This window comes from Moraxella atlantae NBRC 14588 (genome assembly GCF_001591265.1).
GTDB classification, from domain to species: domain Bacteria; phylum Pseudomonadota; class Gammaproteobacteria; order Pseudomonadales; family Moraxellaceae; genus Faucicola; species Faucicola atlantae.
Genome location: NZ_BCUL01000005.1, coordinates 1 through 14,840 on the forward strand (window position 1 = coordinate 1; position 14,840 = coordinate 14,840).

Consider the following 14,840-nt stretch of genomic DNA (forward strand, 5'->3'; position numbering starts at 1 on the left):
CTAACATTATGCGATCGGTTTAAGTTGTGTTAAAATTTGCACCTTTTGGCAAAATTGGCTTTTTGGATTGGCAGGTATCAACCGTTTTGGCAGCACATAACGAGCGTGAGGCACCGATGATTGTCTTAGATGGCGTGAGTAAGCGATTTGTTGGGCAAAATGGCGATTGGTTTACCGCCGTTGCGCCCACCTCGCTGACGATTGCCCAAGGCGAAATTTTTGGCTTGATGGGTTATTCTGGTGCAGGCAAATCAACACTGCTACGGCTGATTAATCTGCTTGAACGCCCTGATAGCGGCGCGGTGGTGGTTGATGGGCAAGATTTGACCCAGTTTGATGGCAAAGCCTTGCGCCATGCACGACAAAACATCGGCATGGTGTTTCAGCAGTTTAACCTGATGGCAAATCGCACTGTGGAACAAAATGTAGCGTTTGCCTTGCAGGTGGCAGGTTGGCAACACGCTGATATCGCACCACGGGTGGCTGAATGTTTGCAAATCGTCGGGCTTGCCGATCGCGCGCGCCACTATCCTGCGCAATTATCGGGCGGACAAAAACAACGCGCAGGTATCGCACGCGCCTTGGCACCACGCCCACGGGTGATATTGGCAGATGAGCCGACCTCTGCGCTTGACCCTGCCACCACACGCAATGTGCTTGACTGCTTGCAGCAGATTAACCAAACGTTTGGCGTGACGATTGTTATTGTCACCCATGAAATGTCGGTAATTCGTAAATTGTGCCACCGTGTCGCGCTGCTTGAGCAAGGGCATGTGGTAGAAATCAGCGACGTGCGTGACGGGCAGATTTTGGCGACAACCGCACTTGGGCAATCGTTGGTTTATGAGGATTTATAAAGTTTGGCAAAATTGAGCCAACCAGCGCGCAAAAGCATTTTGCCAACCACCGCTTGCTTAATCTAAATGCAGTAAACGTTAAGCCACTAAAAACGCAAGACATGCTAGGCATGTAAGATACGTTGGGTATGACCTTGGTATGACAGACACACTTCAACAGGCATGGCAAACCGCCAGCGCAAACCTTTGGGCAATGCGTGATGAGATTTGGCAAGCATTTTGGGAGACCTTGGTGATGCTTGGTATCTCTAGTGCCGTATCGATTATCGGCGGCCTGTTGGTTGGGGTGGCGTTGTTTATGACCAGCAAAAACCAACTGGCTGAACGCGCAGGTGCGTACACAGCGTTGGGCGGATTGACCAACTTGATTCGCGCGTTTCCGTTTGTGATTTTGATGATTGTGCTAATTCCGCTAACGCGCTTGCTTGCAGGTACGACGATTGGTCCAGTTGCCGCGTCGGTGGCGTTGAGCCTAGCAGGGCTGTTTTATTTTGCGCGGTTGGTTGAGCAAAACCTACGCGATGTGCCGCGTGGAGTCATTGAGGCAGCGCAAGCGATGGGTGCAAGCCATTGGACAATCGTGCGCCATGTGTTGCTCAATGAATCACGGGCAAGTTTGGTGCTCAGTGCGACCACGCTGATGATCAGCCTGTTGTCGTACAGCGCAGCGGCAGGTATGATTGGTGGCGGTGGACTTGGCGATTTGGCGATTCGCTATGGCTACAACCGCTACCAAAATGATGTGATGATTTTTATGGTGATTTTATTGGTGCTGATGGTGGTGGTGATTCAAACCGTTGGCAACCTGTTGGCGGCAAAATTAGACAAGCGTTGATATGTTTGACCCTGCGACGTTTGATCTTGATGCGTTTAATAAAGCACCGATTTATAGTGTGAGTTTTTTGATTTCACGGTAAGTCATTGAAAAGGATCTTTTATGCAACTCATGAACCCAACCCAATCCACACGCCGTTTGGCACAGATTGGTCTAATCAGTGTAGCAAGTTTGGCATTGTTTGGCTGTAACAAAACCCCCGAAACAACCACCGCAACGCCTGATAGCCAAACTGCAAGCGCGCTTGCCAGCCAAGCGACCGCCTCTGATGTCAACACAAACAACGCGACCGCGGCAAATGCCAACACTGGCACGCCTGACCCCAACAAGCCACAAATTATCATCGGTACGACGGTGGGCGACTTTGGTGATATGGTCAAAGGCAGCATCGAGCCACAGCTTGAGCAACAAGGCTATAAGGTAAAATTGGTTGAATTTTCTGATTATGTACGCCCTAACCAAGCATTGGCAGACGGTGATATTGATATCAACGTGTTTCAGCACAAGCCTTATTTAGACGAGTTTAAAAAACAGCACAACCTTGATTTGGTTGAAGTGTTCCAAGTGCCGACTGCACCACTTGGGCTATATAGCGGCAAACTTACCGCGCTTGACCAAGCCAAAGACGGTATGAGTGTGGCGGTACCCAATGATCCAAGTAACTTTGCGCGCGCGTTGGTCATGCTCAACGAATTGGGCTGGGTAAAACTCAAAGACAACATCGACCCTTTGACCGCCAGCAAAGCCGATATCGCCGAAAATCCTCAAAATATCAAATTGGTTGAGCTAGAAGCCGCACAGCTGCCACGCTCACGCCAAGATGTTGATTTTGCTGTTATCAATGGTAATTACGCGACCAGTTCAGGCATCAAGCTGATCGACGCTTTGTACCAAGAACCAAGCTACGCTTACGTAAACTGGGCAGCGGTGCGCCAACAAGACAAAAACGCGCCATGGGTACGTGATGTGACCAATGCGTACAATTCAGACGCATTCAAACAGTATGCTCACCAAACCTTTCCTGGTTACAAATATCCTGCGATTTGGGGCGAAAATACAGCCACTGCCAGCAATGCGCCTGCCACAGTAGTTGCCAGCAACGCGCCGTAACACGTTGTTTGACCGCCTTGCTTTAATCACGCGGTTTTGAGCAAAAAACCGTGTGAACCCAAAAAAAGCATTTGCCCATCTAGCCAATGCTTTTTTTTTCGTCGGCTTTATCCTGCGCGCTTGCGCATAAAGTCACGGGGCTGCGGCAACGAATGATAAAAACTCAGCGGCATCAAAGCCTTCATCCATGATGTACTGCTTACCGCCACGTTTGACAACCAGCAATGGCACACCATCGCCATGCAGCGTGTTGAATTCACGCTCACATGATACCCGCGCGCTGATGTCACATTCTGTGAACGCAAAACGATTGGCGGTTAGCCAACGTTTGGCTTGTTGGCAGTAGCCGCAATTTAGCATGGTATAGATCGTGACGTCTTTGGGTTTAACGCTTTGCGCCAATTGCCCGAGTGTGACGTTGCTGTGGCTGATTTCAGCATGGACAGAGCACGCTGCCAAGGCAAGACCCAATGCCAAACTGGCGGTAGTTTTACCCATGAATTTTCCTTGTAAACCTTTAATCATCGCAAGCTCTTAGATGTTATGTGGTTGCCCATGCTTGCACGTGTGGCAGCACCAACGCAGTGAATAAGTCAATGTGTATTGGGTCGGTATTGAGCGCAGGGATATAGCCGTACTCACCACCGCCATTTTCTTGAAAGGTGTTTTTATTTTCAACTGCCAATTCTTCTAATGTTTCTAGGCAATCGGCGGAAAATGCAGGGCTTAGAATTTGCACGGAAGCAAGATTTGCCTTACCCCACTCGGTCAGTAACTCATCGGTGTAGGGCTTAACCCATTCTTGCAGTCCAAAGCGTGATTGAAAACTGTATGCCCATTGCTCATCTGTTAGCCCAAGCTTGGCAGCAACCGCATGTGCTGTGATTTTGCAGCGTTCGGGGTACGGGTCGCCTTTGTCGGCGTAGGGTTTGGGGATACCGTGAAAGCTAAACAGCAGTTTTTGTGCCTGTCCGTGTTCGGCTTGGTAGCGGCGCACACTATCGGCAAGCGCGGCGATATACAGCGGATGGTTGTAGTAGTCTTTGACAAAGCTCAGCGCAGGCAAGTCACGCGCCTTTAAGCCGTATTTGGCAATCACGTCAAACACCGCTGCGGTGGTGCTGGCAGAATATTGCGGATAAGCAGGCAGCACGACGACGCGCTCAATACCTTGTGCCTTGAGGTTGTGCAATGCGTCAGTCAGCGCAGGCTTGCCATACGTCATGGCAAGCTCAACCTTGACAGGTACGCCAAAATCCTGTTGATCAAGGCGTTGCTGTAGTAAATCCGCTTGCATATAGGCGATTTGGCGCAATGGTGAGTCGTCATCCCACACGCTGGCATAAGCATGAGCGACGCGTTTAGGACGCGTGGTGAGGATAAATAAGTTTAAAATAATCGCCCAAACCAGCTTGGGTACTTCAATCACGCGCGTGTCGGATAAAAACTGGCGCAAGTACTGACGCACGGCTGGCACGGTGGGCGCATCGGGCGTACCCAAATTGACCAACAATACGGCAATGGTGGGATTGGGCTGATAAGTCGGGACAGGTTTGGCAGGCATCGTAACCATAGTAATACGAACTTTTCTCTATTTAGTGGGCGTTGCGGTTATAGCACATCGTACTAGCAAAACGCTTGGTCATGGCTGGGCATTGTACCTTATTTACTCAACTTTTTTTAGCCAGCTTTTAGCCAACTTTTTGCCTAAACATCTGCCCAAAATGTTGCCCAATTTTTAGCCAATTCTACTGCTTAACGAACTGGGTATGTTTGACTCATACGTTGTTTATTTGACAGATTAGCGTTTAAACAACACTTGAGATACGCAGGGCTTCGGCTTACAATGTTGCGTTTAGCATGATAATCTTAAACCACAGCGTAAAATCATCCACTGCCAAGCAAAAGAGCCCGTGTGAACACTTCATCCTCAAATTTTCAACCACCAAGTCACCCCAACGCCTTGCCCAGTGTGCCGCACCCTGATGATGACGTGCACCCCAAGCAAGACCGTGGCTCGGTGGGTATCGTGGTGCCGCAGACGTTGCGTTTTGACGCGCCTTTGACGTTGCAATGCCAACGCACGTTGCCGTTTTTTGAATTGGTGATTGAGACGTATGGCACACTCAATGCCGACAAATCCAACGCGATTTTGGTTTGTCATGCACTGTCGGGTAGCCATCATGCAGCAGGCTACCACAGCACGACCGACAAAAAACCTGGTTGGTGGGATGTGTTTATTGGTCCAGGCAAGCCGATGGATACTGATAAGTTTTTTGTGGTGTGCCTCAATAATATCGGTAGCTGCTATGGTTCAACAGGCCCCACCAGTACCAACCCCGACACAGGCAAGCCATATGGCGCAGATTTTCCGCTGGTGACGGTCAAAGACTGGGTCAAAACCCAAGCTATGTTGGCAGACCGACTTGGTGTTGACGTGTGGCATGCGGTAGTCGGCGGCTCGATGGGCGGTATGCAGGCATTGCAATGGTCGATTGACTACCCAACACGCCTCAAACGCTGCGTGGTCATTGCCAGTACGCCCAAGCTATCAGCGCAAAATATCGCCTTTAATGAGGTTGCACGGCAGTCGATTTTATCCGATCCTGATTTTTGCGCAGGACGGTATTTGGAATACGGCAAAACGCCAAAACGCGGCTTGATTTTGGCGCGGATGGTTGGGCATATCACCTATTTGACCGATGAGGCGATGCGCGTTAAATTTGGGCGTGACCTCAAAACAGGACAATTAAACTTTAATTTTGATGTGGAATTTGAGGTCGAAAGCTACCTGCGCTATCAAGGCGAACGCTTTAGTGAACGCTTTGATGCCAATACCTACTTGCTGATGACCAAGGCGTTGGATTATTTTGATCCTGCCCAGCCATTTTTGGCACAGGCTCGTACGCCAGCTGACAATGATGACGGCAGCGATATGCATACCGCCGAACAACGCGCTTTGATGCAAGCATTGAGCGGCACACAGTGTCGGTTTTTTATCGTATCGTTTACCACCGATTGGCGTTTTACGCCTGCGCGTTCGCAAGAAATCGTTGATGCGCTACTTGCCAGTCACAAGGCAGTAAGTTATCTCAACGTCGATGCGCCATATGGGCATGATTCGTTTTTGTTTGATATTCCGCTGTATCGGCGCGCGTTGGCGAATTTTTTGACCAACTAATTTTACTTAAGTTTTGACAACACACCAAGGTAAACTATTGCACTACAAACAACTTACGCTATTTGACAATACGTCGTCTTCATCTATGGCGGATAGCAAAACGTCTCACACTACACTTAAAGCCATCGACCTGTTTGCAGGCGTTGGTGGCATTCGTTTGGGCTTTCAGCAAGTTTTTAAAGAAAAATTAACGTTTGTGTTTGCCTCAGAATTGGATAAATTTGCCTGCCAAACTTATCACGCTAATTATGGTGAATTGCCCCATGGCGACATCACCCAAATTGAGGCCAAAGATATTCCATCCCATGATATCATTTTGGCTGGTTTTCCCTGTCAAGCATTTAGTGTGGCAGGATTACGCAAAGGCTTTGACGATACGCGCGGCACATTATTTTTTGATGTGGCGCGTATTGCACAATATCATCGCCCAAAATTAATTTTTTTAGAAAATGTCAAAGGCTTTAAAAACCATGACAAAGGCAATACCTTTTTATGAAAAACGCATTAAATCGGTGCTGCTGCAAATAGGAATTGCTGAAAGTACTTTGCTTAAGACTCATAATAAGGTAGATAGCTCTACCGAATTTGACTTGTTTTTTGAGCTAGATGGCAAAACTTATGGCATTGGTGCAAAAAGAACCCTGCGCGAACGTTACAAGCAATTTATCAAAACCGCCCAAATGTCTCCGATTGATGTGATGATTGAGGTAACATTGGGCACGGATTTGACGGTCGAAAAAGCCAACGCAATCGTCAATCATGGAATTTACCTATTTATTGCTGACGATTATTGCTGACGAAATTTATCACAGCAATGTAGATTGGCAAAATATAGCTAACATCTATTCGTGTAAAGATTTAACTTTAGCCACATTACAAGCATTAGCAAAATCATAAGGTTAGCGATGAAAATTGACCACCAACTTGCCGAACAATGGATTACCCCGCGCTCGCAGGTGCTGGATTTGGGCTGCGGCGATGGCTCACTGCTGGCGCATTTGCAGCGCGCATTGGGTATAGAAGGCTACGGCATTGAGATTGACCAAGACAAAATCATCGACTGTATCGCCAACGGCGTGAACGTGATTGAGCAAGACCTCAACGACGGGTTGGCACGCTTTGCCGACAATCGCTTTGACACGGTGGTGATGGCGCGCGCCTTGCAAGCCGTCAAAGCACCCGACCAACTACTGCTTGATATGCTGCGCGTTGGGCGGCAGGTGATTGTCACGTTTCCCAACTTTGCGCATTGGCAAAACCGCATTCATTTGGGCATCAAAGGCATGATGCCCATGTCTGAAGCCTTGCCGTATCAGTGGTATGACACGCCAAACATTCATCTATGCACATTTAAAGACTTTGAGCAGCTTTGCGTTGATCATGATATCCGCATTTTAAACCGTTTTGCTGTGCAGGAGCATTCGCGCCCCTATGCGTGGGCAGCCGCGCAAGTGATCCGCAAATATCCCAATTTGTTGGCAGATGTGGCGGTGTATCGGGTGACCAAACGGTAGATATGTAAGCGTTTGATAAATAAGCAAGTCTAATAAATAGATTTGCCAAAATTTTGTCAAGCATATGACGACATTTACTGTCGCCTAGAGCAAAAAATACGTGAAATATTGTAAGAATTTATGACAATGTAACCCAATGGTTTGCAACGTGTAGTAAACGATGTTACCCTAAGCGCAGATTTTAGGCAGGCTTGATATTCTGCCACTTTAACTTTTGTTAATACCTAATCGTATTGCCTTTCACACGAACACAACGACCGAACGCTTGCGCCAACTTGTGCCCCATCGCGTTGTAACGTCGGAGTAATCTATGAATACCCTAGCCCAATTTGCCAAACGTGCCGCGCTTACCTTAACCATTGTAGGTGCACCAGCCCTTAGTATCAGCACAACCGCACACGCTGAGCTCATCTCTAACGTACCGCTTGATAAATCACGCTTTGATATCATGCCGATTGGTCAGTTGATGGCAAGCGCGCAGCAAGGTGACCAGCAGGCGCAATTTTTCTTGGCAAAACGCTTGCAAAAAGGGCAAGGTGTCGTACAAAATTTTCAACAAGCCATCCAATGGTATACCATCGCTGCCCGCCAAAACATCGCACCTGCCCAGCTTAACCTAGCGATGATGTATATCCGCGGTGAAGGTGTTGCGCCAAACGCTCAACAAGCACGCTACTGGCTAGAAAAAGCTGCCAAATTGGGTGATAACCGTGCTAGCTACACACTTGCCATGCTCGATGAAAAAGAGCGTAAAATGGTCGATGCGTACAAGTGGTATGACCTTGCCTCGCGTGATGGTATGTTGTCTAACGAAGTACGCAGCCGTGCACAAAGTAAAATCGGGCAATTGGCATTGAATCTAAGCTCGCAAGATATTGCCAACGCGCGCCGTCTAGCAGATTCTTGGTTTCAGGCCAAATAGGCGTTTTAACAAATCGACATTTTAGATAACTAAAAAATCCCACTGTCCGTAGGCGGGATTTTTTTTATCATTCGTTGCCGTAAACCTGCGACTTCAGGCGGTGGATATAAGGCAATTGTTAAATGCGATGAGTTTTGCTATACTCATCTCACTATATTCAATGTCTTACATTCCACAGTTAAGTTAAGACTAAATTGCGAGTACGCAGTAACTTAACTGGTAAGACGTTTCCAAACACACACTTAAGCTAATTCGTGTCTGTGACAATCCTAACGGTAGGATTAGCTTAAAATAAGAACCTAAGATGTACGGTGTGTCGTACGGGCGGTTGCCATTGTCTTAGGTTTGCGGTGGGGCTTCACCGTCTTGCAGAAGGAATCCCCTCACTTTAGGGAGGGGAGGAAGTCAACACTAGCTGTCATGCTTAGCGATAAAACGCATTGGCGGTATAGCTGTGGTCGGTTTCGTCAATCACTTGGGTGAGCTCAGGAATTTGTTGCTTGAGGGTGACTTCAACACCTTGGCGCAAGGTCATATCCACCGCTGAACAGCCCTGACAGCCGCCGCCAAATTTTAGCACCGCTGTGGTTCCCACGCCTTCTTGCTCAAGCAAATCAACCAACTGCACATGCCCACCATGCGCCGCTAGATTGGGGTTGATTTCTGACGCAAGTACGTAGTTGATACGTTCTTCTAAGCTGGCATTTTCGCCCAATTTTGGCACTTTTGAATTGGGCGCGCGAAAGGTCAGTTGCCCACCAAAACGGTCTTTGTTGTAGTCAATCACCGCATCTTGCAGATATGGAATTGACGGGCGGTCAATGTAAGCGGTGAAATTGGGATAAGCGATTTGCAGATCCTCAGGGTTGTGCTCATCAGGCTGGCTGTATGCCATGCAGCATTCGGCGCGTGGCGTGCCTGCGTGCTCAACAAAAATCCGCACACCGATGCCATCGGTGTTTTGTTTGGCAAGCAGTTCGGTCAAGTAGCCTTGGGCAGATTCGGTGATTTGGATATTGCTGGTTAGCTCGTTGGTTTGGCTGTGCGCTTGGGCGGCGGTATCGGTCATGGTCGGTTACCTGTGATCAATCATTTGCTAAAGTATAGCATAAACTTGAGTAAAATACTCGGGATTTTGGTTGGTCGCTTTGGCTGGTGAGTCTTGCTAACATAAGGTTGGCACTGTGCATTCTCAACAAAATCACGCTTGCTTTTTTGGTAAAATTTGGCATGATAAGTTGGCATTGGCTGACCGTGCATGGCGCGTGTCGCTCATTGGTCTAAATTCATCTGCTTATTTTTTTTGTGCCTTTTGCGATAGACGCAACAACAGGCGCATGATTTTACGCAAGGAGTTTGCGTTATGCCAAAATCCGCTTCTGCTAACCCATCAAAAGATCATTCCAAGCACAGTACTGTAAATAACAGTACTACAAATAACAGTGCTACAAATAGCGGCGGCTATCCGTTTGATTATTTGGTGTTTATCGGACGGTTTCAGCCGTTTCATCTGGGGCATCAGTCGGTGATCGATGCCGCGCTACAGCTTGCCCAACACGTGATTGTGCTGATTGGGTCGGCAAATTTGCCGCGCAGCACGCGCAATAGTTTTAGTTTTGCTGAGCGTGAGCAGATGATTTTGGGTGCGTATGACAAGGCGGATGCTAAGCGCATTCATTGCGTTGGCTTGCCTGACGCGCTATACAACGACACGCGCTGGCTGCAATACGTACAAGCGTGCGTGCAATCGGTAACGGGCACGCTTGATGCCAATATTGGCTTGATTGGGCATTCTAAGGACAGCTCGTCGTATTATTTGTCACTATTTCCCAACTGGCAATCGGTGGCGGTGGCAAATTATCGCGAATTGTCCGCCACACCGCTGCGCGAGGGCTATTTGTTGGGCGCAGATCCACTGCTCGACTTGGTGCCTGCTTCCACCGCCAAGGTGATGAAAGCCTTTAAAAAAACGCCTGAATACAAGCAGTTGCATGAAGAAGCAGGCTTTATTGATAAATACAAAAAACAATGGCAAGACGCGCCATATCCGCCGACGTTTATGACCGTTGATGCGGTGGTGGTGCAATCGGGGCATATCTTGTTGGTTGAGCGGCGCGGTATGCCAGGACAAGGGCTGTGGGCGTTGCCAGGCGGCTTTATCAATCCCAAAGAGACGCTGTTTGATGCTTGTATCCGCGAGCTGCGCGAGGAAACGCGCCTTAAAGTGCCCGAAGCGGTGCTGCGCGGCTCACGTCATAGCCAACATACGTTTGATGACCCGTATCGTTCGGCGCGTGGGCGCACGATTACCCAAGCATTTTATTTTGTGCTTAAAAATGACCCCAAAGGCTTGCCTGCGGTCAAGGGTAGCGACGATGCCAAACGCGCGTTTTGGTTGCCGTTGGCGCAGCTACGCGCGGACAAGCTGTTTGAAGATCATTACGCGATTATTTGTAAAATGGTTGGGCTATAAGCTTGCGGTGGCTATGCCAAGTTTTTTTCAAACATCACTTAAACATTAACCAGTCAATCTAGCTTTTTTTAACGTATTGATTTTACAATCGTTATTCAAGGTCATCTATGTCAGTATTTAGCCAAAATCTGAACAATCTTATCCTAAACGCCGATAGCTACAAGGCCTCGCATTGGCTACAGTACCCACCACAAACCGAATATGTTTCAAGCTATATCGAAGCGCGCGGTGGCAGCTTTGCCGATGTGGTGTTTTTTGGGCTACAAGCGTTTATCAAAGAATATCTGTGCCGCCCGTTTCGCCAAGCCGATATTGATGAAGCACGCGTTATGCTAACGGCGCATGGTTTGCCGTTTTTTGCTGAGGGTTGGCAACGGCTGCTGGCTAAGCACGGTGGCTATTTGCCGCTGCGTATTCAAGCGGTGGCCGAGGGCAGCGTGGTGCCAACCAGCCAAGTGCTGTGTCAAGTCGTCAATACCGATGCCGAGTTTTTTTGGCTAACCAGCTATCTCGAGACGGCATTGCTGCGCGCGGTGTGGTACCCCAGTACCGTGGCAAGTTTGTCATATCGCTGCAAGCAAATCATCGTCGAGGGGTTGCAAAAATCGGCGGATAATCTGGATAGTTTGGCGTTTAAGCTACACGATTTTGGTGCGCGTGGGGTGTCAAGCCAAGAGTCGGCTGCGCTGGGTGGGCTTGGGCATTTGGTCAATTTTGCTGGTACGGACAATTTGGCGGCGTTGGTCGGGGCAAGCCGTTGGTATGGTATGGATCAAGAGCTGGCTGGGTTTTCGATTCCTGCTGCAGAGCACAGCACGATGACGGCATGGGGGCGCGAACACGAGGCGGACGCGTATGCCAACATGGTGGCACAGTTTGGCGGCGAGGGGCGGCTATTTTCGGTGGTTAGTGACAACTATGATTTGTGGCACGCCATCGATGAGATTTGGGGTGGTACGCTTAAAGGACAAGTTGAGCAGATGGGTGGCACGTTGGTGGTGCGTCCCGACAGCGGCGACCCTGTCAAGGTGGTGCGTGAGCTGCTACAACGACTGGGTGCAAAATTCGGCATACGCACCAACCACAAGGGCTACAAGGTCTTACCCGATTATATCCGTGTGATTCAAGGCGATGGAATCAGCACAACCAGTCTTGCCCACGTCATCGATGCGATATTGGCGGCAGGCTTTAGCAGCGACAATGTCACGTTTGGTATGGGCGGTGGGCTGTTGCAACAGGTCAATCGTGACACACTAGGCTTTGCTATGAAAGCCAGCAGCGCGTGCATTGCAGGGCAATGGCAAGATGTGTACAAAGACCCAATTACCAGTGTCAACAAGCGCAGCAAGCGCGGACGTTTGGCATTGGTGCGATCAGAGAATACCAAACTGGCAACGGTGCGTGAGGATGAGTTAAACGGACGCGATAATCTGCTGCGTGATGTTTTTCGCGATGGCGAGCTGTTGATTGATGATCATTTGACGCAAATTCGCCAACGCGCGGCAGCAGGGCTCGGGCTGTAGATTTTGGGTATTTTTCAGCATTGTTTTACAATGCTGATTTTGGCTAAAAGACTAGCGGCTAATAACGCTGGTCTTTTTTGTGTCTGGATGATGGTGCTGCCTTTTCAAATTGATTCAACTTTGCGACAATGTTGTTTCATGATTGTTTGATTTTAACCCCAAACACGGAAAACGTTTTGTCATGGATTTACATTGGCAGTTAGGCACGCGGTCAGCGCGATTACACCACATGGGCAAAAAATTCAGCCGTGTCGCACACACACAGCGCACAAGCGCGGCAGCCTGCATCGCGCTGGCAGGTTTGACGCTGACCGCGATTGCACGTTTTGGCAAGCTGCCGCCCAATCCGCAAATCCCAAGCCAGCACTATGATGCCAAAACCAACCCACTGCCAGACGTTGCGCCCATTCACCGCAGATCCAAACTGTTCCGCCGTTTGCTTAGTCACATACAACGCCTCAATATCCGAAGCGATACCGTCGCCCCATTGTCTGACAGCCAACGCCGTGATCTGCACCAAGCCATCGATACGCTGACCGCCAACCACCCCGACCAAACGGGCGTGTATCTGCTTAGCCAAGGTACTGACGCATTTGCTGCGCGCCTTGCTGTGATCATGAGCGCCGAAAAATCACTGGATTTGCAATACTATATTTGGGACAGCGATGTCACAGGCATGCTGCTGTTTCAGGCGGTGCGCCAAGCTGCCGAACGCGGCGTACGCGTGCGCCTGCTGATCGATGACAACAACACATTGGGCAATGATCCGATTTTTGTCACCCTAAACCGCCACCCCAACATCGAGGTGCGTCTGTATAATCCCAACCGCTACCGCACGCTGCGCTGGTTGGGTTTTATCGGCGATTTGCCGCGCCTTAATCGGCGAATGCACAACAAAAGCCTAACTGCTGACAACCGCGTGAGCATCACGGGCGGGCGCAATATCGGCGATGAGTACTTTGCCGTTGAAGGCAATGTGTTTTTTGCCGATTTGGATACCTTACTGATTGGGCAAGTTGTGCCACAAATTTCGCAAGATTTTGACCGCTATTGGAACAGCGCGCTTGCTTATCCTGTTGAGGCGATTGTACGCCAACGTGACACGTCACGCGCGGTCGTGCAATACACCGCGCGGCGTTTGCGTCGCCAAAATCGCCGCGCCAAGGCGTTACGTAAACGCTATTTGGCATTGGTCAAAAACACGGATTTTGTCACCCAGTTGCGTGCCAAGGGCTTACCGCTGTTTTGGGCGCGTGTCGAATTGGTTGGTGATGATCCCGACAAAACACTGGGTTTTCGCTCGGGTAAACTGCGACTGCGCCGCCGTGTGTCACGTGAGTTTATGCGAATTTTGCGTACACCAACGCGACAGCTGCGTATTGTGTCGCCGTATTTTGTGCCGACCAAAGCAGGTACACGCGCACTGATACAGCTTGCTAAGCAAGGGGTGGATATCGGTATTTTGACCAATGCCATGAGTGCGACGGATGTCAAAATCGTGCATTCAGGCTACGCCAAGTACCGCAAACGCCTGCTGCGCCACGGTATTGATCTGTATGAGATGAAGCCCAACGCACGTACAGAAAAATTTCGTGATAAATACATCACGGGTAGCACCGGTTCGAGTTTACACGCCAAGACATTTGAAATTGATGGGCAAAAAATTTTTATCGGTTCGTACAACTTTGACCCGCGCTCAGAGCAGTTTAACACCGAGATGGGGGTCATTGTGCATAGCCCTGCGCTTGCCCAAACGGTGTTTGATGGCTTGCAGCAAAATGCACCGACTGCAAGCTACCGCGTACGGCTAAAATTTGGGCGGCTGCGTTGGATCACCCACGAGCATGGCAAAACACTGGTTTATACCCATGAGCCCAACACCCAAGCATGGGAGCGCGCGGCGGTGTGGCTGCTGGCACATTTGCCGTTTGTTGAGGTGCTGTTGTAACGAGCGTGCTTATCTTGTAAATTCCTTAAAAAATTTTTAACTACGTTTTTTATTATGATGTTGTAAAACCTGACAGCAGCAGACTTGTGACCAGCCAACAAATCTATGCCCCATCCCATCATCGCCCTAACGCACCAGCGCCTTGCCCAAACACTACGGCTGTATGTTGCGATTTTTGTGCCAATGTGGCTGATGTTCACGCGCAATACCAGTGTGTTGTTTAGACGGTGGAATGCGCTGGGCATTCATCCGCTTGAGTTTACCCTCACCAATCTGGTTGGGATCGTCGGGTCATGGCCGATGCATGCTGATTTGGCACATTTTATCGGCAATACGTGGGTAATGGCGCAGATTCTCGTCAGCAGCAGCGCGTTGGCTATCAAGGTGGGCGCGGTTGGTGATTTTTTAAATTGCTTTAAATATCATCTCCTAGCCGCTTGGCAAGCGATTTCACAGCGTTAGTGGTTGAAACGCTTG

The 14,840-nt window shown here is 49.2% G+C and carries 15 protein-coding genes; 12 read left to right on the top strand and 3 right to left on the bottom strand.

Going from position 1 to position 14,840, the window contains the following annotated elements; translation table 11 throughout:
• The first annotated feature begins 116 nt into the window (after positions 1 to 116).
• From MA2_RS04295 to MA2_RS04305, 3 genes are all read left to right on the top strand, one after another.
• Positions 117 to 857, top strand: a complete 741-nt coding sequence (locus MA2_RS04295) for a methionine ABC transporter ATP-binding protein (protein WP_067057376.1) — start codon at positions 117 to 119, stop codon at positions 855 to 857.
• A gap of 139 nt (positions 858 to 996) precedes the next feature.
• Positions 997 to 1,692 carry a methionine ABC transporter permease gene (locus MA2_RS04300; protein ID WP_067057069.1) on the top strand — a complete coding sequence of 232 codons (696 nt, stop codon included), beginning with the start codon at positions 997 to 999 and terminating at the stop codon, positions 1,690 to 1,692.
• A 111-nt stretch (positions 1,693 to 1,803) separates the two neighbouring features.
• Entirely contained in the window at positions 1,804 to 2,802 is a 999-nt protein-coding gene (locus MA2_RS04305) for a MetQ/NlpA family ABC transporter substrate-binding protein (protein ID WP_079351971.1), read from the top strand.
• A gap of 132 nt (positions 2,803 to 2,934) precedes the next feature.
• Here the strand turns inward: MA2_RS04305 and MA2_RS04310 are convergent, their stop codons facing one another.
• Positions 2,935 to 3,300, bottom strand: coding sequence for a glutaredoxin family protein (locus MA2_RS04310; RefSeq protein WP_067057073.1), 366 nt, complete (start codon positions 3,298 to 3,300; stop codon positions 2,935 to 2,937).
• Positions 3,301 to 3,343: 43 nt separating this feature from the next.
• Positions 3,344 to 4,366, bottom strand: coding sequence for a ferrochelatase (gene hemH / locus MA2_RS04315; RefSeq protein WP_067057077.1), 1,023 nt, complete (start codon positions 4,364 to 4,366; stop codon positions 3,344 to 3,346).
• Positions 4,367 to 4,774: 408 nt separating this feature from the next.
• Here hemH and metX point away from each other — a divergent pair, with 408 nt between their 5' ends.
• From metX to MA2_RS04340, 5 genes are all read left to right on the top strand, one after another.
• Complete coding sequence (gene metX / locus MA2_RS04320) at positions 4,775 to 5,983, top strand: homoserine O-succinyltransferase MetX (protein WP_373279751.1); 1,209 nt, start codon at positions 4,775 to 4,777, stop codon at positions 5,981 to 5,983.
• A 37-nt stretch (positions 5,984 to 6,020) separates the two neighbouring features.
• On the top strand, positions 6,021 to 6,479 hold the full coding sequence (gene dcm / locus MA2_RS04325) for a DNA (cytosine-5-)-methyltransferase (RefSeq protein WP_373279750.1): 459 nt from the start codon (positions 6,021 to 6,023) through the stop codon (positions 6,477 to 6,479).
• Positions 6,454 to 6,780 carry a hypothetical protein gene (locus MA2_RS04330; protein WP_067057083.1) on the top strand — a complete coding sequence of 109 codons (327 nt, stop codon included), beginning with the start codon at positions 6,454 to 6,456 and terminating at the stop codon, positions 6,778 to 6,780. Before dcm ends, MA2_RS04330 begins: the two co-directional genes overlap by 26 nt.
• A 108-nt stretch (positions 6,781 to 6,888) precedes the next feature.
• Complete coding sequence (gene metW, locus MA2_RS04335) at positions 6,889 to 7,497, top strand: methionine biosynthesis protein MetW (protein WP_067057085.1); 609 nt, start codon at positions 6,889 to 6,891, stop codon at positions 7,495 to 7,497.
• A gap of 310 nt (positions 7,498 to 7,807) precedes the next feature.
• Positions 7,808 to 8,419, top strand: coding sequence for a tetratricopeptide repeat protein (locus MA2_RS04340; protein ID WP_079351962.1), 612 nt, complete (start codon positions 7,808 to 7,810; stop codon positions 8,417 to 8,419).
• A 424-nt stretch (positions 8,420 to 8,843) separates the two neighbouring features.
• Here MA2_RS04340 and nfuA read toward each other — a convergent pair whose 3' ends face one another.
• The gene (gene nfuA, locus MA2_RS04345; RefSeq protein WP_067057089.1) at positions 8,844 to 9,488 is read right to left on the bottom strand and encodes a Fe-S biogenesis protein NfuA; all 645 of its coding nucleotides are present in this window, start codon (positions 9,486 to 9,488) and stop codon (positions 8,844 to 8,846) included.
• A 294-nt stretch (positions 9,489 to 9,782) separates the two neighbouring features.
• Between nfuA and MA2_RS04350 the strand changes: the two genes are divergently transcribed.
• The 4 genes from MA2_RS04350 (at position 9,783) to MA2_RS04365 (ending at position 14,825) form a co-directional block, all read left to right on the top strand.
• Positions 9,783 to 10,892, top strand: coding sequence for a bifunctional nicotinamide-nucleotide adenylyltransferase/Nudix hydroxylase (locus tag MA2_RS04350; RefSeq protein ID WP_067057092.1), 1,110 nt, complete (start codon positions 9,783 to 9,785; stop codon positions 10,890 to 10,892).
• A 107-nt stretch (positions 10,893 to 10,999) separates the two neighbouring features.
• On the top strand, positions 11,000 to 12,415 hold the full coding sequence (locus tag MA2_RS04355) for a nicotinate phosphoribosyltransferase (protein WP_067057096.1): 1,416 nt from the start codon (positions 11,000 to 11,002) through the stop codon (positions 12,413 to 12,415).
• A 181-nt stretch (positions 12,416 to 12,596) separates the two neighbouring features.
• Positions 12,597 to 14,363: a phospholipase D family protein gene (locus MA2_RS04360; protein WP_067057099.1), complete on the top strand. Its 1,767-nt coding sequence runs from the start codon at positions 12,597 to 12,599 to the stop codon at positions 14,361 to 14,363.
• A gap of 105 nt (positions 14,364 to 14,468) precedes the next feature.
• The gene (locus MA2_RS04365) at positions 14,469 to 14,825 is read left to right on the top strand and encodes a hypothetical protein (RefSeq protein WP_067057102.1); all 357 of its coding nucleotides are present in this window, start codon (positions 14,469 to 14,471) and stop codon (positions 14,823 to 14,825) included.
• The last annotated feature ends 15 nt before the right edge of the window (positions 14,826 to 14,840 follow it).

Excerpts from the sequence above, each read along its gene's own strand:
- metW (WP_067057085.1), top strand. The coding sequence starts at position 6,889 with ATGAAAATTGACCACCAACTTGCCGAACAATGGATTACCCCGCGCTCG.
- MA2_RS04340 (WP_079351962.1), top strand. The coding sequence starts at position 7,808 with ATGAATACCCTAGCCCAATTTGCCAAACGTGCCGCGCTTACCTTAACC.
- MA2_RS04330 (WP_067057083.1), top strand. The coding sequence starts at position 6,454 with ATGACAAAGGCAATACCTTTTTATGAAAAACGCATTAAATCGGTGCTG.
- MA2_RS04295 (WP_067057376.1), top strand. The coding sequence starts at position 117 with ATGATTGTCTTAGATGGCGTGAGTAAGCGATTTGTTGGGCAAAATGGC.
- MA2_RS04305 (WP_079351971.1), top strand. The coding sequence starts at position 1,804 with ATGAACCCAACCCAATCCACACGCCGTTTGGCACAGATTGGTCTAATC.
- hemH (WP_067057077.1), bottom strand. The coding sequence starts at position 4,366 with ATGCCTGCCAAACCTGTCCCGACTTATCAGCCCAATCCCACCATTGCC.
- MA2_RS04350 (WP_067057092.1), top strand. The coding sequence starts at position 9,783 with ATGCCAAAATCCGCTTCTGCTAACCCATCAAAAGATCATTCCAAGCAC.
- nfuA (WP_067057089.1), bottom strand. The coding sequence starts at position 9,488 with ATGACCGATACCGCCGCCCAAGCGCACAGCCAAACCAACGAGCTAACC.
- MA2_RS04310 (WP_067057073.1), bottom strand. The coding sequence starts at position 3,300 with ATGGGTAAAACTACCGCCAGTTTGGCATTGGGTCTTGCCTTGGCAGCG.
- MA2_RS04360 (WP_067057099.1), top strand. The coding sequence starts at position 12,597 with ATGGATTTACATTGGCAGTTAGGCACGCGGTCAGCGCGATTACACCAC.
- MA2_RS04300 (WP_067057069.1), top strand. The coding sequence starts at position 997 with ATGACAGACACACTTCAACAGGCATGGCAAACCGCCAGCGCAAACCTT.
- MA2_RS04355 (WP_067057096.1), top strand. The coding sequence starts at position 11,000 with ATGTCAGTATTTAGCCAAAATCTGAACAATCTTATCCTAAACGCCGAT.
- MA2_RS04365 (WP_067057102.1), top strand. The coding sequence starts at position 14,469 with ATGCCCCATCCCATCATCGCCCTAACGCACCAGCGCCTTGCCCAAACA.